Origin of the sequence: Pseudomonas sp. NPDC078416 (assembly GCF_050268485.1) — a bacterium.
Taxonomy (GTDB): domain Bacteria; phylum Pseudomonadota; class Gammaproteobacteria; order Pseudomonadales; family Pseudomonadaceae; genus Aquipseudomonas.
In genome coordinates, this window is sequence record NZ_JBNNGV010000002.1 from 156,271 (window position 1) to 180,024 (window position 23,754).

Sequence of the window (23,754 nt, forward strand, 5' to 3'; positions counted from 1 at the left end):
CAAAGCGTTTCCCATGAGCAACCCGTTCGTGCAGTTGTTGCTTCGTCATGCAAAGCAAGCGGGAACCGTGCAGATTGTTCAGTACATCACTGTCGACCAGCTACATGAGTTACGGGCCATGCTCAAGACTCAACAGGCAGTCAACGGGCGATCACGCTTCTTCGGTGAGTACCAGTTTTGCCACGTGTACCCAGTCAAGGGCCAACGTCATGTCGGGAAGTTTGTTCCCGCTAATCTGGTGATCGGTAATGCCGACCTCAATCGTCAGCACGGTAACCAGTGGTTAGGAGGCGGCGAGTTTATCAGCCCAGCACATAGGTCGGTAAGGTGGGACATCAAGCCTTGGATGACAGACGCCGACATCATGTCGCTGATGCTTGACTGCATTGGTCGGGGCGTGTGGGCTGAGTTCGACAAGGTAGCCAAGCTGGCACCGAGTCAGCGGCACGCATACCTTGAGAAGCTGGAGGCGCTGTTAGATCGGAACAATCCCAACCATGCTGCATGGCTGAAGGTATTCGACAACAGGAGCACCAGCACCCAAGACCTGCGAAAGCTGCTCGAAGCGGTGACAGGACAGGACACCTTTGTTTTGTCCAACGTACACACTATGGACCCTCTATCGCTGCTGATTACTGAGACAACCCGGCTCCTGGCCTATCGGCCAGAATTGGCAGCTGTGCTCAAGCGCCTTGAGCAGGTGGAGCAGGCTTCATGCTACTTCAGGGAACCGCTGGACCTTGGCGAAGACGAGTATTTCTTCTTCAACATCCTGCACGGTAGGGACATCAACCCAGTCGTGCTGGAGAGCATCACAGGCAATCTACTGGAGCGGATCACATGCAAGGTGAAAGACTTCGACAACAACGGTCTACGGTACTTGCTTCCCTCATGGATGCTGCCAGTTGCCGCGTAACCAATGCCCTGCCAGTGATGGTGGGGCATCTTTTTGCGCCGAGCAAAAGGTGAAACACACGTCTACTGCTCTCGTTCTATCCGTTACATAACTATCCGCCATCCCAGACTAAGCCCCCGTATTCATTGGGCCAAATCGCCATCCGGCGTGGGTAATAATCCGGGGGAGATTCACAGTGCAGAGCCAATGACATCGCGCCATGGCGCTGGCATGACCCAAACGATAGCAGCGCTATCAGCCTATCTGTCCCTTCTGGCGAAGTCTTTCACCCAGCCAGTCCGTTATTTCAGGTACGAAAGGATACGTGTGCACTTCTCGCCGGTGACTTTCCACCGCCGTGGATCCGCTGTAGGCCGTACCATTTGGGTAATGCAGAATTCCTTATGACCATCGGCGTAAATGATCACTGCCGTAGTGGTAGAAGTACCGTCTTCGTTCAAGTAGCCAGTGACATTCTCACTCTTCTCTGGGCGCTTATCAGGACCACCGTAGGGATCAGGGATAGGCGCAGGGTCAGCCGCATATGTTGCTTGGGCGAGCAATAGAAGTGTGAATGTGCAAATGTATTTCATGATGGGTCCTTCCACAGAATTCGGGGTTCAATGAATGCAGCCGGACTTTACAGCAGCGCTGTGAGTAGCTGCCAGCACTTCCTTGGCTCTCTTGTAGAGCAGCAATGCTTTCGCATCGGAAGTCAGCAAGCCATCGAAGTATGTTGCATAGGTGATGAAATGGGAGTCCACCATGTCATTCCGCACCTTATGGTCCTTCACATCCTTAGCGCCGCCAGTGGAAGCCCACTGAAGGGCAAGAAGGTAGCAGCATAGGGAATTACGAAAGATGAACGTGTTAGGTAACTCCTTGAATGAAGGAACTCGCGGCGACCGTGGATGACTCCTGAACAGGACAATCGCGACATCCATTACTGCCCGGATCAGTGTGTCTACCATCTTCGAAGTAAATGGCTCACCATCCCGGATTCTACGGCGCTCTTCCTTGTCGAAGTCCACCGCGAGGTCGTCAAAGATTTTCGCCACGTCTGCCGCATCCGCGAGCATTCTATTTAGCTGGAGCCGGGCATCAGCAGCCTTCGATTTAATTTCCTCTCTCAGGGCGTGATGTCCACGCTCTGCTGCGTCGAGTTTGCGGATGTAGTCAGGAAATCCGGATGTCAGACTTCGGTCGATCAAGCGTCGTTGTAGCCCGGCTGCTCTGCCGCTGAGTTGGCAGATGAACTGTGTGTTTCTAAGGACAAGAACCTGCGTAGGGAAGTCAGTAAGTATCCTCATGGCATTGCAAATGCTCTTCACTGCATCGCCTTGGTGGATCTCCATTGCAGCGTAGTCTGTTAGCACCGCTCGGTTCGCAGTCGAAGCTTCAAGGAACGCCCGCAGCCGGGCACTCTGAAGTTGATTCGTATCAACGACTATATCCAGTGCCATGCTTGTCCATCCTTGATGATGTCGAGTCAGTATGGCGGCGCTTCACGTCCTGGGACAACGTGTGCAGATAATTCGATTTAATCCCCTGAAATCCCCATGAAATAGGGTCAATACCCTTGTTACGGCGGGCCACGTCGACTACAGTAGAAGTTGTAGCACGTCTGTAGCCCAGTAACTACGTGGCTTCTGTTGATGCGGTGCTAAGCGGGGGCCTGTGATTGATGCCTCGCTAACGGTTTTCTTGTTGAAAATGGCATTCCCGGTTCGAAAACGTCATTTGTGCGCTCCAAAAGGCGGAATCCACAGCATCTTCTTGGTGCCAGCCGGTTGAAACCATTGGGCAAGGTTCGGGCGCCATGGCTATGCTCAGCCAGCATGCTTACTACCCATGGAGATACAGATGGCTATGTCGTCCCTTGAACAGCAAAATGACCTTCTCCTAAGAATCCACAACGGCCAGTCTGAGGTCGAAGGCAATGACCTAAAGGCCTTCGAACGCTTACTCATCCTGGAGCAGGTCGTATGCAATGGCATCTCGGGTCCCGACAGATACACAGAGGTCTCAACCACACCAGCAGGGGAGATAATTGCTATGGCACCTCCCTACAGTCGACCCTGATAGCTATCGTTTAGGTCTACTCATATGGTAGTGCGATAACCGCCCGTCGGGCACTATCATAAAGGGTTAGGTGATACCCATATGATCGTATTATCATTGGTCTATCGAAACAGATGCCAAAGGATAGTCGACCATGAACGCCCACCTCTACCTCCGAGCCAGCACCAAAGACCAAGACGCGAACCGTGCCAAAGTGGCGCTGGAAGCGTTTGCGGTTGAGAAAGGCTTGGGTGTAGTTGGCGTGTATGCCGAGAACATCAGCGGCACCAAGCTTCAGCGTCCCGAGCTGATGCGTCTGCTGGATAACGCCAAGTCAGGCGAAATCCTTCTGTGCGAAAGCGTGGACCGGTTATCACGTCTGTCACAGGATGATTGGGAAGTGTTGAAGACCACAATCAAAGCCAAAGGCTTGCGTCTGGTTATCGCTGACCTGCCCACCAGTCATATGCTGGTGCAAGACAAAGGCATCACCGGGCAGATTCTGGAAGTGATCAACAACATGCTGTTGGACCTGATGGCCACCATGGCACGGCTGGACCAAGAAAAGCGTGTTGAGCGGATCAAGCAAGGCATCGAGAACAAGAAGGCTGCCGATCCCGAGTGGAAGTCGACAGGTAAGACGAAGAACATCGACCTCTGGAAGAAGGTGTTTGCGTTGGTAGCCAAGCACCCAGACATGAGCGCCGATGACGTGGCCAAGCTTGCTGAATGCGGCGTTGCTACGGTGTACAGGATCAAACGTGAAGCTAAGACCACTCAGGATCATGCCTAAGCATTACTGCAACAGACGACACCCAAGGAGGTGCAACGGATGAACGCTCACCACGTGGCCCTACAGGGCCTTCTGGCGGCATCGCTCTTTAACAGCTGAGAAGCTTATTTGTGGTTCCCTTTGGAGAATTGCTATGAGGCCGGGTCGGCTCGTGTTTGATAGCTTTGCGGACGTCTCCAGGGCGCCACATTATTTTTTCTGGCTGCACGTTCAATCGCCTTTAGCATCCGACCTGCTCGCGGCGGGGGGATTTGGTATTCCCAGAAAACTGTTACTGATGCTTTCGCGCTTCAATTTCCATGTGAATGGTTTGGAAAATCAGGAGGCCGTACTCCATCAGATTTCTGAAGAACCCAAGCATCGGATCATGAAATGTGCCCTGTGGCTTCTTTTCCTCTGGGTCGGCTGGATATTCGAGCAAGTCAACTATCTTGCCGTGGCCGTGGGGTATGAAGAACGAGTTCACGAACCCCATTACGCTTTTCATGTCCATATCCGGCAACTCTTGATGCACTCTGCCTGCTAGGGTTCCAGCATCGTCGTAGTATCCGCCATTGTGGACAATGTAGTGCCTTAGCTTTTCGACCAGAACGAGTATCACCCTGTAATTTGCCCCCGTCGGGTTCTCGGATTCGAAATGCTCGAAATGCTTCGACGCTCTTCGAAACTCTCTAAGCTGTGCGTACGGCTTCCGGTCCTTCCTTGTCGGGAGTTGATGGTATCGCTGGATGTCGTGCGAACCCTGGTGGTTCCAGTCAACTGGACGCTTCCATATGCCGATCCCAGCAAGGCCGCAATACGCGTAGGCTCTTTCGACGAAGTCTTCAAAGGCTTCGTACGCCTCCACCAAAAGCCACTGATACGTCTTCAGTTTCTGAAGCAGATTCAGTTCTAAGCGATCCTCCAGCGATAACGCCGGAGCGTTGTGCATGAGGTCTTCGCCGGTTGATGGGCACCTGAAATGGAATGGATGTTCCATCCCGTACTGAAACTCAAGCGCCCACTCTGGTAGCTGGTCGTGGAATTCCTGAATTGCCTTGTGATGCTCTGCGTATATCTTGTTCGCTTGTGACTTGTGCTGATTGAGTTGCGACAGCTTCGAGGCAAGGCTATCGAATTCGTTCTTTAGGTAGTCTTTGGTCATCGCGTCATATTCACCCTTGCCGTTAGCGAGAGCTTACGCTGGCAGCGATTCGGGTGCTACGACAGGGTGAGGGTGTTGCTGGAAGGTAGCGGATTACATCAACGGTGAATCGCCGTTAATTGCATGCTCGCTGTAAGCCAGCAGCTTTTAGCGCCCCAATACGTGATGGCACCTTGCCTTTCTGGACGACTGCACTACGCTCACGACTCACATCAACAGACTAAGGAGGCAACACCATGGCTCAGGTCACGTATCCATGTTATTGGCAGAAAAAAGATAGCTCAGGGCAGTGGTACTGGATTTATTACGCCAGCAATGGAAAGGCCATCGCCCGCAGCAGCGAAAGCTACGTTGCACGCGCCGACTGCGAGCGGTCGGTAGAAATACTTCAGGCCTCGTCAACATCAGCAGTATTCTATGACTCGTAACATCTCTTTTGAGTGGGCATACTGAGTGGGCAAAGGAGAAATCCATCGAACACAAAAAAGCCCCGTAAATCAGTGACTTACGAGGCTTTTCAAATAATGGCGGAGAGATAGGGATTTGAACCCTAGGTACTGTCGCCAGTACAACGGATTTCGAATCCGTCCCGTTCGGCCACTCCGGCATCTCTCCAACGGCGCGCATCATAACAGTTCGTTCGAAGAACGCGAACCCTTTTTACGGATTTTTTCGCGTTCTTTCAGATGCTTGCAGCGTTTTCCGCTTGAAGCGCTGGATCAGAGCGGTACGCCGAGACGCTGGGCGACTTCCTCGTAGGCTTCGATGACATCGCCGAGGCCCTGACGGAAGCGGTCCTTGTCCATTTTCTTGCGGGTCTCTTTGTCCCACAGGCGGCAGCCGTCCGGGCTGAACTCGTCACCCAGGACGATCGAGCCGTCGCTGAACACGCCGAACTCGAGCTTGAAGTCGACCAGCAGCAGCCCGGCGTCGTCGAACAGTTTGCTCAGGACTTCGTTGACCTTCAGGGACAGTTCTTTCATGCGAACCAGCTGCTCGGCGGTGCCCCAACCGAAAGCGACAACGTGGGAGTCGTTGATGAACGGGTCGCCCTTGGCGTCGTCCTTCAGAAACAGCTCGAACGTGTAAGGGTTGAGCTTCATGCCCTCTTCCACGCCCAGGCGCTTGACCAGGCTGCCCGCGGCGTAGTTACGCACGACGCATTCGACCGGGATCATGTCGAGCTTCTTGACCAGCACTTCGTTGTCGCCCAGCAGTTTGTCGAACTGGGTCGGAACGCCTGCGGCTTCCAGCTTCTGCATGATGAAGGCGTTGAACTTGTTGTTCACCATACCTTTGCGGTCGAGCTGTTCGATGCGCTTGCCGTCGAACGCCGAAGTGTCGTTGCGGAACACAAGGATCAAGCGGTCAGCTTCGTCGGTCTTGTAAACCGACTTGGCTTTGCCGCGGTAGAGTTCTTCACGTTTTTCCATGATGGGCTCCGCTTGCTGAATCTGGCTGAATAATGGGGGCAAGTCGCCCGTTTGGGACGCTAGGCGATTTCGCGCCAGTCGAGCCCTGAATCCTGATCGGCCAATTGTAGCCAGTCCTCGTCGCACCCAAGGGTGTCGACGAAACATTGCCGGGCCAGATGCGGCAGGTTGTTCTTGCTGCTCAGATGGGCCAGCACCAGGTGCTGCAGATCCTGCCATCCCAACTCGTTCACCAGACTGGCAGCCTGATGATTGTTTAAATGACCGTGATCACCGCCCACCCGCTGCTTGAGAAAGTAGGGGTACTGACCCCGCGCAAGCAGATCGCGGCAGTGATTGGACTCGACCATAAGCGCATCGAGCCCGCGGTAGCTGTCGAGCACCATCGGGCAATACGAGCCAAGGTCGGTCAACAGGCCGAAGCGCCGGCGCCCGTCGTTGAAGACGAACTGCGTCGGCTCCAGCGCATCGTGAGCCACCGACACCACGTCGATATCCAGACCGCCGATGCGCAGACCCTGCCCGCCCACCAGCCGAAGACCGGCTTCGACCGGCTTGCGCATGCCACGCAGCGTGCCGTCGCTGAGGTACACCGGCACATCGTAGCGCCGAGACAGCAAACCCACGCCATGCACATGATCGGCATGTTCGTGGGTCACTAGAATGGCGCTGAGCTGCTTGCCGCTGACGCCCAGTCGGTCGAGCCGGCGTTCGGTTTCCCGCAGGGAGAAACCGCAATCGACCAGCACGTACGTGTCGTTGCTCGCAACCAGCGTGGCATTGCCGCGACTGCCGCTGCCCAGAACCGCGAAGCGCACTTAACCCAGGTTGTCCTGAATGACGCTCAACACACGACGAGCGACTTCTGTCGGCGCCACGGTGTTGATGTTCTTCTCGACCGTTACCTGTACGTTTTCGCCGACCTTGCTCAGGCGAACCTGATAACGCTCGGCGCGGGCTTCTTTCTCTTCCTTGGACTCTTCACTGCCGAACACGCGACTGAGGAAGCCAGGCTTGTTCTCAGGCTTGTCGGCTTTTTCCGCCAGGTTGATGTAGTACAGGCCCAGGCTGCGGTTGATGTCTTCAACGCGCCAGTCGCCCTGGTTAAGCGCACGACCGACGCTCGACCACGCGCGATCCAGGTCCGCGCCCAGGTTCAGCACCGGGTTGCCGCTGCCGTCTTCGCTGAGGGAAACACGGCTTGGGGTGTCGAAATCACGCGCCGCCAGCAGGGACACTGAACCGCCCTTCTCGGCAGTACGGGTCAGGCTGGCCAGCATGTCGTCAGTCAGCACGGAGTCGAGGCCGACGTTGGTGCTGCGCGACGGGAATGCAGGCTCATCCTTGCTGCCAGCCGGACGTTGCACGCTGACCACATAGATTTCACTGGTGTTGCGCTGCACGCCCGGCTCGATACGAACGCGGACGCGGGTTTCGGTGTTGGCGGCATCGCCACTCGAACCCATGCGCTTGGCAACCGATGCGGACAGCTCGTCCATGCGCTGCCAGGTGGTGTTGAATTCACCGGTTTGCGGACGATCTTCGGCGATGCGGAAACCGTTGTCTTCAAAGTACTGGTGCGCCACAGGCCAGACTTCAGCCGGTGCGCGCTGGGCAAGAATCCAGCGGTTGTCGCCGCTCTTCTGCAGCGTGTAGTCGCCGGAGTCCTGAGCAGTGGTCAGCGGTTGCGGACGCGGCACGGTGAATTCACCCTTCTGGGTGTCATCGGCGACGTTGCGCGGAATCGGCAGCAACGGGTCCAGGCGTTTGACTTCCTGAACGCCTTCGGGCAACTGCATCGGCGGCTTCTGGGTCGCTTCCAGGTAATCGCTGCTGCGATCGCGGAAATAACCGTCCTGGCCAAAAAGCCAGCTGCAACCGCTGGTGCTGGAGATAATCAAGGCTAGTGCGGAAAGTCCGGCCAGTCGCTTCATTGCGTAATGCTTCCTCATTAGACCAATACACCGGACTGGCGCAGGGCCTGACGCAGCGGCTCGTGGCAGGACTCGCTGAGCCAGGTAAGTGGCAGACGAATACCGTCTGGCATCAAACCCATCTCATGCAGGGCCCATTTCACGGGAATAGGGTTCGATTCGATGAACAGGGTCTTGTTCAGCGGCATCAGTTTTTCGTGGATGGCGCGGGCGGTGTCGGCGTCACCGGCCATCGCGGCCTTGCACAGGTCGGCCATGGCGCGCGGCGCGACGTTGGCGGTGACCGAAATATTGCCTTTGCCACCGAGCAACATCAGCTCCACGGCGGTCGCGTCGTCGCCGGAATAGACCAGGAAGTCGCTGCTCACGCCGGCAATAATAGCCTTGGCGCGCTGCAGGTCTCCGGTGGCTTCCTTGATGGCGATGATGTTTTTGACATTCGACAGACGGATAACGGTCTCGGCTGACATGTCGCAGGCGGTACGGCCCGGCACGTTATAGAGAATCTGCGGGATGTCGACGGCTTCGGCGATGTGCTTGAAGTGCTGGTACAAGCCTTCCTGGGTCGGCTTGTTGTAGTACGGGGTGACCAGCAGGCAGGCATCGGCACCGGCGTTCTTGGCGTTGGTGGTCAGTTCGACCGCCTCGCGGGTGGAGTTGGCGCCCGTGCCGGCGATGACCGGAATGCGGCCAGCAACCTGCTGGACCACGCGGCGGATGACTTCGATGTGCTCGTTGACGTCGAGCGTCGCGGATTCACCGGTGGTGCCGACGGCAACAATGGCGTTGGTGCCCTCTTGCAGGTGAAAGTCCACCAGTTTGCTCAGGCTGTCCCAATCGAGACGACCTTGTGCATCCATGGGTGTGACCAGTGCCACCATACTGCCCGCAATCATGCAAACCGCTCCTGCCGGAAAAAGAGAGCGGTAATGGTACTGGCGCCATGATCCTTGCACAAGGCGAGCATTCCCCTCGGCGCCGGTTTTCGCTACCCTTCGGTCTTTGATCGGTACGGGTCATCTGCCCGGCTCGTTCGACTGCTCGATTTTGTCGTCACTTACCCCGCCCTGCGTCGTTATCGCGCGCCATGACAGGCTCATGGCAGCGATTGACGGCTATGGGTCGGGGCGACGTCACGATGCCTTCGTCCGTCGAGCCCGCCGGCAAAGGCCTGCTGCGTACCGACCGCTCATCGTTTAGGAATGCTGCATGTCATCCATCCCCACAGTTCGCGAACAATTCCTTGTCATCAGTGCCCTTGGCGCCAACCCAATGGAGCTGACCAACGTCCTGTGCCGCGCCAGTAACGAAAGCCGTTGCTCGGTCGTCAGCTCACGCCTCACTCGCCACGGTGAGTGCAGCGCGCTGATTCTGCAGATCTCCGGCAGCTGGGACGCCCTGGCGCGTCTGGAAACCGGCTTGCCCAATCTGGCGAAGAAACACGCCTTCACCGTCAATGTGGTGCGCAGTGCTTCGCTGGAAAACCGTCCGGAAGCCCTGCCCTATGTGGCCTACGTTAGTTCGGCGTACCGCCCTGACATCATCAACGAGCTGTGCCAGTTCTTCATCGACCACAATGTCGAGCTGGAAAACCTGATCTGCGACACCTACCAGGCGCCGCAGACCGGCGGCACCATGCTCAACGCGACGTTCACTGTGACATTGCCGGCCGGCACCCAGATCAGCTGGTTGCGCGACCAGTTCCTGGACTTCGCCGACGCACTCAACCTCGATGCGCTGATCGAACCATGGCGCCCTCAAGCACCGATGTAAGGAGTTCCGAATGGCTGTAGAACTCGACCAACCCGTTGCCGACTTCAAGGTACAGGCCACGAGCGAACAGGCGGTCAGTCTGTCGGCGCTAAAGGGTCAGCAAGTCGTCCTTTATTTCTACCCGAAGGACAGCACCCCGGGCTGCACCACACAAGGCCAGGGCTTTCGCGATCATCACGCCGACTTCAAGGCCGCCAACACGGTGGTGTTCGGTGTGTCGCGGGACAGCCTGAAATCCCACGAGAACTTCAAGGCCAAGCAGGAATTCCCGTTCGAGCTGATTTCGGACAAGGACGAATCGCTGTGCCAGCTGTTCGATGTCATCAAGCTGAAAAAGCTGTACGGCAAGGAATACCTGGGCGTCGACCGCAGCACCTTCCTGATCGACAAGGACGGTGTGCTGCGCAAGGAATGGCGCGGCGTGAAGGTGCCAGGCCACGTGGCGGCGGTGCTTGAAGCGGCTCAGGCGCTGAACCAGGCTTGATCGCCATCCTGTAGGAGTGAGCTTGCTCGCGATCGGGTTCGTTTGGTCATCGTAGGTTGACCATGACGACGCCAATCGCGAGCAAGCTCACTCCTACAAAAGCAAGGCAACACCTACAACAACGGCGCCACGGTCGGTTCGTTCCGTGGCCACGCATCCAGTACGGCCTTGAAGAGGGTCGCCAGCGGGATCGCAAAGAAAATCCCCCAGAACCCCCACAGCCCGCCGAACAACAGCACGGCGCAGATGATTGCCACCGGGTGCAGACTCACCGTCTGGGAAAACAGCAACGGCACCAGCACGTTGCCGTCCAGGGTCTGGATGATGCCGTGGACCACCATCAGATAGATGAACTGATCGCTCCAGCCCCACTGGAACAGCGCGATGAACGCCACCGGCACCGTGACCACCACAGCTCCTACGTACGGCACGACCACCGAAATCCCCACCAGCATCGCCAGCAACGCCGAATAATTCAGGCCCATGGTCACGAAGGCGATGTACGTCACACCGCCACAGATGAAAATCTCGATGACCTTGCCACGAATGTAGTTGGCGATCTGTCGGTTCATTTCTTCGGCCACATGGGTAATCAGCGTACGTTCGCGGGGCAGATATCCCCTCGCCCAGCGGCTGATCATCCGACGATCCTTGAGGAAGAAGAACACCAGGATCGGCACCAGCACCAGGTAGATCATCATGTTCACCAACAGCGGCAGGCTGGACAGGGAAAACGTCAGCGCCCATTGCCCGAACTTTCCGACCTCGCCGCGCGCCACTTCGATGGCCTGCAAGACCTGCTCGTCCGACACTAGATGCGGATAGCGCTCCGGCAGCAGCAACAGCAATGACTGCCATTTGGCGAGCATGCCGGGCAATTCGTTGAACAGCGTGATGAGCTGGCGCCACAGCAGAGGCACCAGCACCAGCAGAAACAGCGCCAGCGCCCCCATGAACAAGGCGAAGACCAGCCCCACTGCGCCACCTTCCGGGACCCGCAGGCGTTCAAGCAGATTGACCAACCCCTGCATCAGAAAGGCGAGCACCAGTCCGGCCAGCACCGGGGCAAGCATGCCGCCGAGGGTGAGAACAACGGTAAATCCGAGAACCAACAGCACCGCCAGCACTACCGCTTCCTCGTCGGAAAAGTAGCGCTGTATCCAGTCGCGAAGCACTTTGAACATCAAGAATCCTAGGGGGGTTGCGAGGGGTCAGAAACGCTCAGGCCTTGCGTAGCCAATACCGATAAATGCCGTCAGCGTTTTCTTCGTGCAGCAGCGCATGCCCGGCCAGTTTTGCAAAGGTTCGGAAGTCGCGCTGCGAGCCGGCATCGGTGGCCGTCACTTTGAGCACTGCCCCGCTGGCCAGACGGTTGAGTTCCATCTTGGCCTTGAGCAAGGGTAGCGGGCAGTTGAGACCGCTTGCATCAAGCTCTGCATCGCAGGCTGCGGGTTGTCCTACAGCGTCAGACATCGTTTCTCTCCGGATAGACACATCCGCCCTCGCATAAAAGCAATCAGGCGGAAGAACATTCTTACAAGCTTTCCAGAATACCCCACTCTGGTCAGCAAGCCATTGAGCCAGCTACAGTGACGCCTTTCTGCCCCAGAGTTTCGTGCATGAATTTTTTGCGCCCCACGCTGCTGACCCTCGCATGCCTGCTGGCAGCTCCGAGTTTCGCAGAAGATGACCTGCCCTCCCTAGGCGACGCGAGTTCATCCATCGTTTCTCCGCAGCAAGAACACGACCTGGGGCGTGCCTGGCTCGGACTGTTGCGCTCTGAAGTGGCGCAGCTGTCCGACCCGCTGCTCAAGGACTACGTCGAATCGTCCGTCTACCGGCTCGCCGAAACCAGCCAGGTGCAGGACCGCCGTCTCGAATTCATCCTGATCAACACGCCAGAGATCAACGCCTTCGCAGCGCCCGGCGGGATCATCGGGGTCAACGGCGGGTTGTTCCTCCACGCGGAGACTGAAGGCGAATACGCTGCGGTCCTCGCCCACGAACTGGCTCACTTGTCGCAACGGCACTTCGCCAGGGGCGTGCAGGCGCAGCAGCGCATGCAAGTGCCGGTGATGGCGGCGATGCTCGCCGGTATTGTCATGGCCGCAGCGGGCGCAGGCGATGCGGGGATTGCCGCAATTGCCGGCACCCAGGCCGCCGCGATTCAGGAGCAGGCGCGATTCTCCCGGCAAAACGAAGCAGAAGCCGACCGCATCGGCATTCTTAACCTGGAAAAGGCCGGCTACGACCCGCGCAACATGCCCACCATGTTCGAGCGCTTGGCGCGCCAGTATCGCTACGACGCCAAACCACCGGAATTCCTGATGAGCCACCCGGTGACCGAATCCCGTATCGCCGACACGCGCAACCGTGCCGAGCAAGCCAAGCCCGGCGGCAAGGAAGACAGCCCTGCGTATCAACTGATGCGCGCACGCACCGTGCTGATCTACGAAGAAACCCCGGGCATGGCCGCCAAGCGTTTCCGTGCGCAACTGGCCGAGAACCCGAAAAACGACGCCGCCCGCTACGGCCTGGCGCTGGCACAAACCAAGGCGGGTCAGCTGAACGAAGGCCGCGAAACCTTGAAGCCGCTGCTCGACAAGGCGCCGGACAACATTCCCTACAACCTCGCCGCCGTGAACCTGGACATCTCCAACAATCGCCTGCCTGACGCTCAGCAGCGGGTGGACCGAATGCTGAATCTGTATCCCGATAACTACCCGCTCAATCAGGCGAAAGTCGACGTCTTGCTCAAGCAGTCCAAGGCGCCCGAAGCGCTGAAGTCTCTGGAGATTCTGTTGAAGAGCCGCCCGGACGATCCGGACATCTGGAATCAGGTGGCTGACACCCGTGGTCTGTCGGGCAACACCATCGGCCTGCATCAGGCCCGTGCGGAATACTTCGCGCTGATGGGCGATTTCAAGCAGGCGATTCAGCAGCTCGAATTCGCCAAGCGCCGCGCGAACAACAACTTCCAGCTGGCCTCGCGCATCGACGCGCGGCAGCAGGAAATCATCGCTCAGGAGCGGGCGGTGAAGGACATGATGAACTGAGGCGAGCTACAAGCGGCAAGCCATAAGCTGCAAGACGAGACGCAGCCCATCGGCTTTCCGCTTGAAGCTTGAAGCTTGAAGCTTGAAGCTTACCGCTGTAAATCAGGCATTCCCCGAAGCTTTCATGCGTGCCGCCTGGGTGAAGTCGAGCATGCGCTGCAACGGCCGGACGGCGTGGGGGATAACCGCCGGATCGACGAAGATCTCGTTGGTGCCTTCGCGCAAGCACTGAAGCGTGCGCGCCAGGGTGTTCATCGCCATCCACGGGCAATGGGCGCAACTGCGGCATGCGGCGCCATTGCCTGCAGTGGGCGCTTCGATGAATACCTTGTCAGGGCACAGCTGCTGCATCTTGTAGAAGATGCCGCGATCGGTGGCGACGATGAAGGTGGTGTTCGGCAGCGTTTGCGCCGCCTTGATCAACTGGCTGGTGGAGCCCACGGCGTCAGCCAGATCAATAACGGACTCGGGGGATTCCGGGTGCACCAGAATGGCGGCATCCGGGTACAACGCTTTCATGTCCTCCAGCTGCCGGGACTTGAATTCTTCGTGCACGATGCAGGCGCCGTCCCACAGCAGCATGTCAGCCCCGGTCTCGCGCTGGATGTAGCGGCCCAGATGCTTGTCGGGCGCCCAGATGATTTTCTCGCCGTTGTCCATCAGGCTTTCGACGATTTCCAGCGCGCAACTGGACGTCACCACCCAGTCGGCACGGGCTTTTACCGCGGCTGACGTATTGGCGTAAACCACCACGGTGCGCTCGGGGTGCTGATCGCAGAACGCTGCAAACTCGTCGACCGGGCAACCAAGGTCCAGTGAGCAGGTCGCTTCAAGGGTCGGCATCAGGATGCGTTTTTCGGGGGTCAGGATTTTTGCGGTTTCACCCATGAAACGCACCCCGGCCACCAGCACGGTTTTCGCCGGATGGTTTTTGCCGAATCGCGCCATCTCCAGAGAATCCGAGACGCAACCGCCGGTTTCTTCCGCCAGTGCCTGAATCACCGGATCGCAGTAGTAGTGAGCGACCAGCACGGCGTCCTGGGCCTTGAGCTCGGCAGCGATCAGCCGGCGGTATTCCGCTTCCTCGTCCGGGCTCAGGGTTTTGGGCTGCTTGGCGTCCAGGTGCGCTTGGACCAGGAGGCGTTCGGAGATGTGTGTCATGTCAATGGACCTGAATGCGCGTACGGACGGAAAGTCCGCATGATAGAAAACGGGCGGGAAGTTAGCACGGGATCTGGTGAGCGATCACTTACCGGCAGTCCGCCTCATCAGTGTAAGCGTCATTGCCTCAAGCGCAGGACATTGCAAAAACACGTCCTTGATGGTTGGAACGAGTCCCCCAAAAAACCGCCGAAACCCTCAAGCCTGCCATTCAATGGCAGAATCTGCGTCACTGGACAGTTTTGGAGCCCCTCATGCTGAGCGTGTTTGAACGACGACTCGACCCCTTCCCTCCCGACGAAGCACCGCCGCCCCCCGTGGGCCTGGCGCGGTTTCTCTGGGCCTGCACCCGGGGGGCGCGCGGCTATATTCTCGCCCTTGCGGTGCTCAGCGCCTGTGTGTCGCTCTACGAAGCCTGGCTTTTCTCGTTCCTCGGGCAAGTGGTCGATCTGCTGTCGACCTGGAAGGACGGCGGCGCCACCGCAGGTGAGGAAAGTCGGGCGCTGTGGGGCATCGGTATCGTGCTGGTGATCAGCGTCGGACTGGTGGCCCTGCGCACGATGGTTCAGCACCAGGTGCTGGCGATCAACCTGCCGTTGCGGCTGCGCTGGGATTTTCACCGCCTGATGCTGCGGCAAAGCCTGTCGTTCTTCTCCGATGAATTCTCCGGCCGGGTCACCACCAAGGTCATGCAGACCGCGCTGGCGGTGCGCGACGTGCTGTTCACGCTGATCGAAATCGCGCCCGGCATCGGCGTTTATTTCATCGCGATCATCGCGCTGGCCGGCGGCTTCGCCTTGAAGCTGATGCTGCCGTTCCTTGCCTGGATCGTGTTGTTCGGCCTGGCCATGCTGTACTTCGTGCCACGGCTGGGCAAGGTCGGTCAGGAGCAGGCCAACGCGCGGTCGTCGATGACCGGGCGAATCTCCGATGCCTACACCAATATCACCACGGTAAAGCTGTTCTCCCACTCCAAACGGGAAGCGCAGTTTGCGCGCGCGGCGATGGAGGACTTCAAGCAGACCGGCTTTCGCCAGATGCGTCTGGTCAGCCAGTTCGAGATCGTCAATCAGGCACTGGTCGTCGCGTTGATTCTGGGCGCGGGCGGTTATGCCCTGTGGCTGTGGCATCAGGGTGACGTCGGGACTGGCGCGGTGGCGGCGATTACTGCAATGGCGTTGCGCATCAACGGCATGTCCCACTGGATCATGTGGCAGATGACCTCGCTGTTCGAGAACATCGGCACGGTGCAGGACGGCATGGCGACCCTGACTCAGGGCCCCAAAGTTCAGGACACGCCGGATGCTACCGTGTTGAAGACCACCGGCGGCGCCGTGACCTTCGACAACGTCAGCTTCAACTACAACGGCGAGCGCCAGGTGCTGGATGGTTTGAATCTGGCCATCCGGCCGGGCGAGAAGATCGGGCTGGTGGGCCGTTCAGGGGCTGGCAAATCCACGCTGATCAATCTGCTGCTGCGCTTCTATGACGTGGACAGCGGCGAGATTCGCATCGATGGGCAGAACATCCGGCAGGTCACCCAGGACAGTCTGCGCAGCACCATCGGCATGGTGACTCAGGACACGTCGCTGCTGCATCGGTCCATTCGCGACAACATTGCGTATGGCCGACCTGATGCCACCGATGAGGAAATCCACACCGCGGCGGTCAACGCCCAAGCGGATGGCTTCATCAGCCAGCTCAGCGACAAGCATGGCCACAGCGGCTACGACACGCTGGTCGGTGAGCGTGGCATCAAGCTCTCGGGCGGCCAGCGCCAACGGGTTGCCATTGCTCGCGTCATGCTGAAGAACGCGCCGATCCTGCTGCTGGATGAAGCAACCAGCGCGCTGGATTCGGAAGTCGAAGTGGCGATTCAGGAAAGCCTCGACGAAATGATGAAAGGCAAAACCGTCATTGCCATCGCCCACCGGCTGTCGACCATTGCGGCCATGGACCGGCTCATCGTGATGGACGACGGGCGCATCATCGAACAAGGTACCCACGCTGAACTGCTCAACAAGAACGGCATGTACGCGCGGTTGTGGCATCACCAGAGCGGCGGTTTTCTGGGCGAGGATCAGGGCGTGCCTGAAGCGGTGGATCAGGTCTAGCGCAGACGCGCGTCGATGACCTGGAGCAAAACGACGGCTTGCTGCCAGAGCCGTCGTTCGAGCCGGGCGGCTGTGCTGAGGCGCAACAGCAGCGTCCATCCGAATCTTGTAGTAGACCGACTTACTAGGATGTATTCTCCAACGCTATGAATACTCCCCAAACACGTGGTTCATCTGATGTCCGTCAAGGAATCCTCGACGTCGGCCAGCGCATCATGGCCGCCAAGGGGTATTCCGGCGTAGGCCTGAACGAAATTCTGGCCGCGGCGGGCGTGCCGAAAGGCTCCTTCTATCATTACTTCGGCTCCAAGGATGCCTTCGGCGAGGCGTTGCTTGAGCACTACTTCGACGACTACCTCGCTGACATCGATCGCATCCTCGGTGAGCCTGGCCTGCCCATGGGCGAGCGGCTGATGAACTACTGGCGCGTCTGGCAAGACACGCAGTCGTTTCAGGAATGTCAGGGTAAATGCCTCGCCGTGAAGCTCGGTGTCGAAGTGGCCGATTTGTCTGAGACCATGCGCGCGGTGCTCAAGCGCGGCACGGCCGGGATCACTGACCGGCTCGGCAGCGCGATCGAGGCTGGTGTTGCCGACGGCTCGCTGCCCGCCTGCGATAATCCTTACGCCGTTGCGCAAAGCCTGTACCAGCTGTGGGTTGGCGCCAGCGTGATGGTCAAGATCGAAAGAAGCCTTGCCCCCTTCGAAACCGCCATGGCAACGACGCGCACGATCCTGCGCCTTGCCTGATCGGCGCACTGCAATCTCCCGCCGCTTTTTCTGCCCTCTTCCCTCCTGTGCATTGCGCCTGCCGGTCTCTCCTGACCGGCTTTATACCTTCACCGCCCCTACCAGTAAGTACCGTTCTAAAGACACCCGGAAATAATTCGAAAATAATCCTAGACGACTGGTCTACTCAGGACTATGGTGTACCTACTTTAGCCCGTCACAAGGAATACACCGATGAAAGTGCTTATGGTTCTGACTTCCCACGACACCCTCGGCGACACCGGCCGTCCTACCGGCTTCTGGCTGGAAGAGCTGGCAGCGCCCTATTACGCGTTCAGCGACATCAATGCCGAGATCGTTCTGGCGTCGCCACAAGGCGGTCAGCCTCCGCTGGACCCGAAGAGCAACGAGCCTGACTTCCAGACCGACCTGACCCGTCGTTTCGAGAAAGACGAAACCGCCAAAGCCCTGCTCGCCAACACCGTCCGCCTGGACAGCGTGTCCCAGGCAGATTTCGACGCTGTGTTCTACCCGGGCGGCCATGGCCCCCTGTGGGATCTGGCTGAAGACAAAAACTCGGTCCAGCTCATCGAATCATTCATCGCCGCCGCCAAGCCCGTCGCTGTCGTCTGCCATGCCCCCGGCGTGCTACGCCACGTGAAGAACGCCGACGGCACGCCACTGGTTAAAGGCAAGAAGGTCACCGGCTTTGCCAACAGCGAAGAAGAAGCCGTCGGCCTGACCAACGTGGTGCCTTTCCTGGTGGAAGACGAGCTGAAAGCCCTGGGCGGCGTCTACTCCCAAGGTCCGGACTGGGGCTCGTACGTCCTCACCGATGGCCTGCTGATCACCGGCCAGAACCCGGCTTCTTCCGGTCCTGCGGCAGACGTGCTGATCAAGGCACTGCAAAACAAATCGGCCTGATCACCGCCCGGCGCGAGGGGTGTTCGCACCCCTCCCCGCTTCTCAACTTTGCACCGAGATAACCGCCATGAACTGGTAATGAACGGATTCAACCCGACCCCAGGCCCGACTTTATGTCGGGCTTTGTCGTTTCTGGACGGAGGCGAATCAACAATCAAACACTGCTTTGAAACGTCTACCACGCCACGGCGGGCATTGATGAACGCTCACGGTGCTCGTTGTGACAGGTGAAGGAGGCGCGGAAGCAATGTTGAGCGGCAATGCCCGCAACCTTTGCCTTCACACACATCACCGACAGCGTTGTGAACGAAGGCACGGGGCAGTTCAGCATCGACTTCGTCCACTGCTTCAGGCTTGGCCCCACTGACCTGCTGGACGTTTCGGCGTCAGGGTTTACCGGACAGGGAGATGGCACTCACAGCACATTTAAGCTGATTGTCGATACAGCCATCCACCTTACCTAACCCAAGGATTACGAAGCGGACGCTGACGGCAACCGATTCGAGATCAGGATCGACAAGAACGTCGCCATGATTTTCACCGCCGATAACCTGGTCGTGGCCGACGCGACCGCTGTGCACATCGAGCTTGTGGGCCTGGCACCCGCTGACCTGCACCCGATTGGCTGAAGCCAGAAGCGCCATTGCAAATCGCAGGCATGAAAAAGCCGTCGCAGGTGCGACGGCTTTTTTGCAGCATGGGCGGCTACAGACGCTCTCACATGCTGATACTGCTCACTGAATCTCAGTCCACGCTTTTGGCCCACACCGCCTGGGCGTTGGTGAATTCGCGCAGCCCGAAGTGGGACAGTTCGCGACCGTAGCCACTCTTTTTGACGCCGCCCACCGGGATACGCGCGTTGGTGGCCGGGAATCCATTGATGAACACGCCGCCGGTTTCCAGACGCCGGGCGATGCGTTGCGCGCGCGGGATGTCCTGGGTCCACAGGCTGCCACCCAACCCGTAGTCACTGGTGTTCGCCAGCACGATCGCCTCTTCGGCGTTGGCGGCAATGGTGATCGCTGCCACCGGGCCGAAGGTTTCTTCGTCGAACGCGGCCATGCCTGGCTTAACATCGGCCAGCACGGTGGGCGCGTAGAAGTTGCCGGGGCCGTCGATTTTCTTCCCGCCCAGCAGCAACGTCGCGCCGGCGGCAATAGTGCGTTGAACCTGACCGTCCAGCTCATCGCGCAGATCAGCGCGGGCCATCGGGCCGACGTTGATCGCGCTGTCCAGCGGGTCACCGACTTTCAGTTGCTCGACCGCTGCAACGAATTGACGGGTGAATTGCTCGGCGATAGGCGCCTCCAGAATGAAGCGCTTGGCCGCCAGACAGACCTGGCCGGCGTTCTGGAAACGCGCCTCGACGGCGGCTTTCACTGCCAAATCAATATTGGCGTCGGCTAGCACAATGAAGGCATCCGAACCACCCAGCTCCAGCAGGCTCTTCTTGAGTGCCCTGCCTGCGGTAGCAGCGACCGCAGAGCCCGCACGCATGCTGCCCGTCAGGGTAACAGCGGCGATGCGCGGGTCTTCAATGGTGCGGGCCACGGTGTCGTTGTCGGCAATGAGGTTGGTGAACAGCCCTTTCGGAAAGCCCGCTCCCTCGTAGGCTTCTTGCAGCGCGTAAGCCGAACCCATGACGTTCGGCGCGTGCTTGAGCATGAAGCCATTGCCCGACAGCATGATCGGCCCGGACGCACGAATCACCTGCCACAACGGGAAATTCCAGGGCATTACCGCCAGCACGGTGCCGATCGGCAGGAAGGACACATGGACTTCGTCGTCGCTGCCTACATTCACGGGTTCATCGGCAAGAATCGAAGGGCCGTTGTCGGCAATCCACTCGATCGTGGCCGCGCACTTCTCCACTTCTCCACGGGCCGCCGCCAGGGTCTTGCCCATTTCAGCGGTGATCAGTGCAGCGAAGGATTCCGACCGCTCACGCAGGGTGTCCGCCAGACGGCGATAGGCCGCTACGCGCTCGCGCATCGGCGTGGCGCGCCACAGACGAAAGGCCGCAGCGTTCACATCCAGCAACTGCTCGACGTCGGTTTGGGTCTGGAAGGGGTAAGTGGCGATCAGCTCACCGGTGGCCGGGTTGCGTGATGTGGCGACGTTTGCGGTGGAGATCGGGCTCAGGTCAGACATCGTGATTACCTCGTTGGCGGTCGGTGCAGCACCTATGCGCTGCGATGACCGTCACTCTAGGCAAGCCCGAAAACGCCAGGAAGGCGTGTTGTTATCCTATGACCGTGAGTCATAGGCAGTGTGGCGGGGGATGTAGGTCACCAGCGACAGATCCGGCCGCCCTTCAGGCGTCAGCGCGACGTAGGTGAAATCGATGTGGCCGCTGATGGGGTGCAGCAGACGCTTGCGGCCTTCTTCGAAACCTTTGACGTCTGTGTCCTGCCACCACTCTTTGAACTCGGGGCTCAGGGCCGAGAGCTCTTCGATCAGGCTGTCGAACGGTGCCTTGTCCTGGGCCAGCGCACGCGAGGCCCGAAACGCACTGATCATGCCCCTCGCCATCTGCTCCCAATCCAGAATGATGGTTCGGTACGGGATGTACAGAAACAGCAGACGCAACGTGTTGCGCTCATGGGGCTGCAACAAACCGTAGTCGACGAACAGCTCGGCGATGGCGTCGTTCCACGCCAGAATGTCGAGGCGGGCGTTGCGCACATATGCGGGAATGGGGTTGATCGCGCGCACCAGCATTTCCAGGCCGGCGGTCACCCCGCCGCCGGTCTCAGCCACCGGCACCTCCAGTGCGGAAAGCGCATACAGGTGCGCGGACTCCACACGATCAAGCTTGAGGACTTTGGATATCCGCTGCAGCGCATCCGGCGAGGGCTGGATGTCGCGGCCCTGCTCAAGCCAGGTGTACCAACTGACGCTGACCCCGGCCAGCGCCGCGACTTCCTCGCGGCGCAATCCGGGCGTGCGCCGCGGCCCTTCCGGCAGGCCGAAGTCCTTCGGATCAAGCCGCGCGCGCCGGCTGGACAAGAAGTTACCGAATTCGCGCCGCTGCTCTATCGAAGGTCTCTTTGCCATAACTCGCTCGTGGTCCACGTTTTGGTTGATCGCGGAAAACGGGCATCGTGGGTCAAGCTCTGGCGTGGGTCAAGCCGGTCAGGGTATCGGCGATGGCTTTAGTGCGCCGCGCCGTGCCTTCGGTGGCCTGGTTCGAGTTCTCCAGGGAGTCGAGCATTTCCCGAAGCGCACCGACTCCGGTGGACTGGTCCTCGATCTGCTGCGCCACCCGCTGGATCTCGCTGGAGAGCAGGTCGATGTCGACGCCGATCTCCGCCGCGTTCTTGCGGGTGATTTCCGCCAGCTTGCGCACTTCATCGGCAACCACGGCGAACCCTCTGCCCAAATCCCCTGCCCGTGCGGCTTCAATCGCGGCGTTGAGCGCCAGCAGATTGGTCTGCCCGGCGATCTGTTGAATCACCTGCACGATGGACTGGATGCGCAGGCTCGATTCCGCGAGGGCTCGTGCGCCGACCACCGCTTCGTCCGCCTGGCTGACCAGCGCTACAACGGTGTTGCCGGCGTTGGTCGAGACAGTGTTCTGCTGGTCAATCGTGCCCGCCAGGTCGTCCATCGACAGGTGCAGCTCGCCGGAGTAGTGCTTGATTTGCGTGGACATCTCTTCCTGCTGCTGCCCGGCCTGGGCAAGGACCCGACCCAGTGCGGCGAGGCCTTCGAAGACAGGAAGGACTTTGGTATCCAGCCCGCGGGTGTCCAGGGCATTGTTGAAATCGTTGAGCTTGAACGCCTCAATCTGCTTAACGATGACGTGGTTCAAGCCCACCATCTTCTTGAGCTGGCGGCGCAGGAAAAACGCCTTGAATTCTCCGTAGTGAGCGATGAAGCGGTCGACGTATTCATCGGTGAACGAAGCGCCTTTCGCCACGCGGAAGAAAAAGATCGCCGTGAGCGTCTGGTTCAGGTTCAGGCCGAGGATTTCGCCGAAGGTCGAGAACCCCACCAGCGGTACGTCACCGAACAATCCGGTCATGCTGCCCAGGTCCTTGCCGTTGTTGGCCCGACGCAAAATGCAGTCGTTGAGGATCGCCGCGACGGGCTGCCCGCCTTTGCCGCGCAGGAATTGCTCGTAATCCACGCGGGTGGCTTCGCGCAACGGCGTGCGCTTGACCATCACCAGTTCCTCGCCGGGGGCCACGTCGCAGAACAGCTGAATGATTTGCTGCGCATGGTCGATGCGCGCGATGGAGCGCACGAACAACTCGCTGCCTACCCGGATGGCGAAGGAATAATCCGCGAGGTTCTTTTCCAGGGCCTGAGCATCACAATCAAACGCGTTACACAGCGCCTGGACCATGCTCATGATGTTGCCCTTGCTGTCGATCACCTGATCGATGGTGCGGTCTTCGACGGAAGCCGTCAGAACACTGAAGGTCAATCCGGCAGGCTGGAAATTCTGACTTTTAAACACACCGAAACGTACGTCGGCGGCTGTCTTGATGAAGACAATTTGCACATGATTCTGATAGCTGCGCTTACCGTCGTGGATCAGCGTTTTCTTGAAATCCGACTTGCCACCGGCCGAGCCGCCGACAAACAGGCAGGGAAAGCGACCGGACTCATACAGCGCTTCCATAAAGAACGATTCGGACGCTGACAAGCCGTCGAACACCACATAAGCCAGGGTGTCGCGATGGTCGATGGTCGTGCTGACCTGCGCACGCTTGATATTGTTGACCAGTTTTTCGATGCGCTCACGCATCTCCAAGCGCTTGCCTCCGCCGCGGATGTCTTCGCACTCCAGCGGCACCATCACCACTTCGGCCGATGCAATCACGCTGCGCTCGAAGACCTGCAGGACGATGCGATCCCAACGGTCGCCGGTCGCACAATACAAACCGGTCGCACTGTTGCACAGCTCACCGGACGTGGTGCACAGGCTCAGCGCGCTGTCGGGAAAGCGCTGCTTGATGCGCGCGGCGACCTGGTCGATGTCCAGATGGGGAGAGACGAAGCCCGTCACCAGAACGGGAACCGAACGCACGCCTGCCAACGCGCCGTCCAGTTCGCCAGCGGTGCAGTTAATGCTGACCGCTTCCTGGCGATGGGCACGGGATCGGTTGAAGAGGTTGAATGGGTTCATCGTCGGCTCACTAGAAAGGATCGCTGGGCGCATGGGTGCATACGCGGCAGCTTTCCTCTGTATCGGCCGTGGAAATTCTGACTTGAAGGACAGGACGTGGCGTTGGTCGGGGGATTT

General features: G+C 58.9%; 22 protein-coding genes and 1 tRNA gene. 10 read left to right on the forward strand and 13 right to left on the reverse strand.

The genetic code is table 11. The features are described from left to right. The first annotated feature begins 13 nt into the window (after positions 1 to 13). The gene (locus tag ACQKEN_RS04550) at positions 14 to 916 is read left to right on the forward strand and encodes a hypothetical protein (RefSeq protein ID WP_427684010.1); all 903 of its coding nucleotides are present in this window, start codon (positions 14 to 16) and stop codon (positions 914 to 916) included. Between the two features lie 599 nt (positions 917 to 1,515). On the opposite strand, the gene ACQKEN_RS04555 is transcribed toward ACQKEN_RS04550, so the two are convergent. Next, positions 1,516 to 2,358 (reverse strand): hypothetical protein, encoded by an 843-nt coding sequence (locus tag ACQKEN_RS04555; RefSeq protein WP_427684011.1) that lies wholly within the window; start codon positions 2,356 to 2,358, stop codon positions 1,516 to 1,518. 752 nt (positions 2,359 to 3,110) lie between these two features. Here ACQKEN_RS04555 and ACQKEN_RS04560 point away from each other — a divergent pair. Next, positions 3,111 to 3,749, forward strand: coding sequence for a recombinase family protein (locus ACQKEN_RS04560; protein ID WP_427684012.1), 639 nt, complete (start codon positions 3,111 to 3,113; stop codon positions 3,747 to 3,749). Between the two features lie 271 nt (positions 3,750 to 4,020). Here ACQKEN_RS04560 and ACQKEN_RS04565 read toward each other — a convergent pair whose 3' ends face one another. Then, the gene (locus ACQKEN_RS04565; RefSeq protein WP_427684013.1) at positions 4,021 to 4,893 is read right to left on the reverse strand and encodes a hypothetical protein; all 873 of its coding nucleotides are present in this window, start codon (positions 4,891 to 4,893) and stop codon (positions 4,021 to 4,023) included. A 236-nt stretch (positions 4,894 to 5,129) separates the two neighbouring features. Here ACQKEN_RS04565 and ACQKEN_RS04570 point away from each other — a divergent pair, with 236 nt between their 5' ends. Next, on the forward strand, positions 5,130 to 5,321 hold the full coding sequence (locus ACQKEN_RS04570) for a YegP family protein (RefSeq protein WP_427684014.1): 192 nt from the start codon (positions 5,130 to 5,132) through the stop codon (positions 5,319 to 5,321). 97 nt (positions 5,322 to 5,418) lie between these two features. Here the strand turns inward: ACQKEN_RS04570 and ACQKEN_RS04575 are convergent. From ACQKEN_RS04575 to dapA, 5 genes are all read right to left on the reverse strand, one after another. Then, positions 5,419 to 5,508 (reverse strand) — tRNA-Ser (locus ACQKEN_RS04575). A gap of 104 nt (positions 5,509 to 5,612) precedes the next feature. After that, positions 5,613 to 6,326: a phosphoribosylaminoimidazolesuccinocarboxamide synthase gene (purC, locus tag ACQKEN_RS04580; RefSeq protein ID WP_427684015.1), complete on the reverse strand. Its 714-nt coding sequence runs from the start codon at positions 6,324 to 6,326 to the stop codon at positions 5,613 to 5,615. A gap of 59 nt (positions 6,327 to 6,385) precedes the next feature. Continuing rightward, positions 6,386 to 7,144, reverse strand: a complete 759-nt coding sequence (locus tag ACQKEN_RS04585) for an MBL fold metallo-hydrolase (RefSeq protein ID WP_065986758.1) — start codon at positions 7,142 to 7,144, stop codon at positions 6,386 to 6,388. Beyond that, entirely contained in the window at positions 7,145 to 8,260 is a 1,116-nt protein-coding gene (bamC, locus tag ACQKEN_RS04590) for an outer membrane protein assembly factor BamC (protein WP_427684017.1), read from the reverse strand. Between the two features lie 17 nt (positions 8,261 to 8,277). Next, on the reverse strand, positions 8,278 to 9,156 hold the full coding sequence (dapA, locus tag ACQKEN_RS04595; protein ID WP_427684019.1) for a 4-hydroxy-tetrahydrodipicolinate synthase: 879 nt from the start codon (positions 9,154 to 9,156) through the stop codon (positions 8,278 to 8,280). A 313-nt stretch (positions 9,157 to 9,469) separates the two neighbouring features. On the opposite strand from dapA, the gene ACQKEN_RS04600 reads away from it, so the two are divergent. Together ACQKEN_RS04600 and ACQKEN_RS04605 are read left to right on the forward strand one after the other, a co-directional pair. Next, complete coding sequence (locus ACQKEN_RS04600) at positions 9,470 to 10,033, forward strand: glycine cleavage system protein R (RefSeq protein WP_037014004.1); 564 nt, start codon at positions 9,470 to 9,472, stop codon at positions 10,031 to 10,033. A 10-nt stretch (positions 10,034 to 10,043) separates the two neighbouring features. Further along, the gene (locus tag ACQKEN_RS04605) at positions 10,044 to 10,517 is read left to right on the forward strand and encodes a peroxiredoxin (RefSeq protein WP_427684021.1); all 474 of its coding nucleotides are present in this window, start codon (positions 10,044 to 10,046) and stop codon (positions 10,515 to 10,517) included. 113 nt (positions 10,518 to 10,630) lie between these two features. Here the strand turns inward: ACQKEN_RS04605 and ACQKEN_RS04610 are convergent, their stop codons facing one another. Next, positions 10,631 to 11,701, reverse strand: a complete 1,071-nt coding sequence (locus ACQKEN_RS04610) for an AI-2E family transporter (RefSeq protein ID WP_133772851.1) — start codon at positions 11,699 to 11,701, stop codon at positions 10,631 to 10,633. A 37-nt stretch (positions 11,702 to 11,738) separates the two neighbouring features. Further along, entirely contained in the window at positions 11,739 to 11,990 is a 252-nt protein-coding gene (locus tag ACQKEN_RS04615; protein WP_237253715.1) for a sulfurtransferase TusA family protein, read from the reverse strand. A 146-nt stretch (positions 11,991 to 12,136) separates the two neighbouring features. Here ACQKEN_RS04615 and ACQKEN_RS04620 point away from each other — a divergent pair, with 146 nt between their 5' ends. Beyond that, positions 12,137 to 13,573, forward strand: coding sequence for a M48 family metalloprotease (locus ACQKEN_RS04620; protein WP_427684023.1), 1,437 nt, complete (start codon positions 12,137 to 12,139; stop codon positions 13,571 to 13,573). 102 nt (positions 13,574 to 13,675) lie between these two features. Here ACQKEN_RS04620 and nadA read toward each other — a convergent pair whose 3' ends face one another. Then, a complete protein-coding gene (gene nadA / locus ACQKEN_RS04625) occupies positions 13,676 to 14,734 on the reverse strand; it encodes a quinolinate synthase NadA (RefSeq protein ID WP_237253717.1) in 1,059 nt (352 codons plus the stop codon). A 254-nt stretch (positions 14,735 to 14,988) separates the two neighbouring features. Here nadA and ACQKEN_RS04630 point away from each other — a divergent pair, with 254 nt between their 5' ends. The 4 genes from ACQKEN_RS04630 (at position 14,989) to ACQKEN_RS04645 (ending at position 18,964) form a co-directional block, all read left to right on the forward strand. Further along, positions 14,989 to 16,848: an ABC transporter ATP-binding protein gene (locus ACQKEN_RS04630; RefSeq protein WP_427684025.1), complete on the forward strand. Its 1,860-nt coding sequence runs from the start codon at positions 14,989 to 14,991 to the stop codon at positions 16,846 to 16,848. A gap of 146 nt (positions 16,849 to 16,994) precedes the next feature. After that, positions 16,995 to 17,597 carry a TetR/AcrR family transcriptional regulator gene (locus ACQKEN_RS04635; RefSeq protein ID WP_427684026.1) on the forward strand — a complete coding sequence of 201 codons (603 nt, stop codon included), beginning with the start codon at positions 16,995 to 16,997 and terminating at the stop codon, positions 17,595 to 17,597. 213 nt (positions 17,598 to 17,810) lie between these two features. Further along, on the forward strand, positions 17,811 to 18,500 hold the full coding sequence (locus tag ACQKEN_RS04640; protein WP_427684027.1) for a type 1 glutamine amidotransferase domain-containing protein: 690 nt from the start codon (positions 17,811 to 17,813) through the stop codon (positions 18,498 to 18,500). 260 nt (positions 18,501 to 18,760) lie between these two features. Next, on the forward strand, positions 18,761 to 18,964 hold the full coding sequence (locus ACQKEN_RS04645; protein WP_427684029.1) for a hypothetical protein: 204 nt from the start codon (positions 18,761 to 18,763) through the stop codon (positions 18,962 to 18,964). A 280-nt stretch (positions 18,965 to 19,244) separates the two neighbouring features. Here the strand turns inward: ACQKEN_RS04645 and ACQKEN_RS04650 are convergent, their stop codons facing one another. The 3 genes from ACQKEN_RS04650 to ACQKEN_RS04660 all read right to left on the reverse strand — a co-directional run bounded on the left by ACQKEN_RS04650 (position 19,245) and on the right by ACQKEN_RS04660 (position 23,637). Next, positions 19,245 to 20,642, reverse strand: a complete 1,398-nt coding sequence (locus ACQKEN_RS04650) for an NAD-dependent succinate-semialdehyde dehydrogenase (RefSeq protein WP_427684245.1) — start codon at positions 20,640 to 20,642, stop codon at positions 19,245 to 19,247. A gap of 105 nt (positions 20,643 to 20,747) precedes the next feature. Continuing rightward, a complete protein-coding gene (locus ACQKEN_RS04655) occupies positions 20,748 to 21,557 on the reverse strand; it encodes a helix-turn-helix transcriptional regulator (protein ID WP_427684031.1) in 810 nt (269 codons plus the stop codon). Positions 21,558 to 21,609: 52 nt separating this feature from the next. Continuing rightward, the gene (locus tag ACQKEN_RS04660; RefSeq protein WP_427684033.1) at positions 21,610 to 23,637 is read right to left on the reverse strand and encodes an FIST N-terminal domain-containing protein; all 2,028 of its coding nucleotides are present in this window, start codon (positions 23,635 to 23,637) and stop codon (positions 21,610 to 21,612) included. Between the last annotated feature and the right edge of the window lie 117 nt (positions 23,638 to 23,754).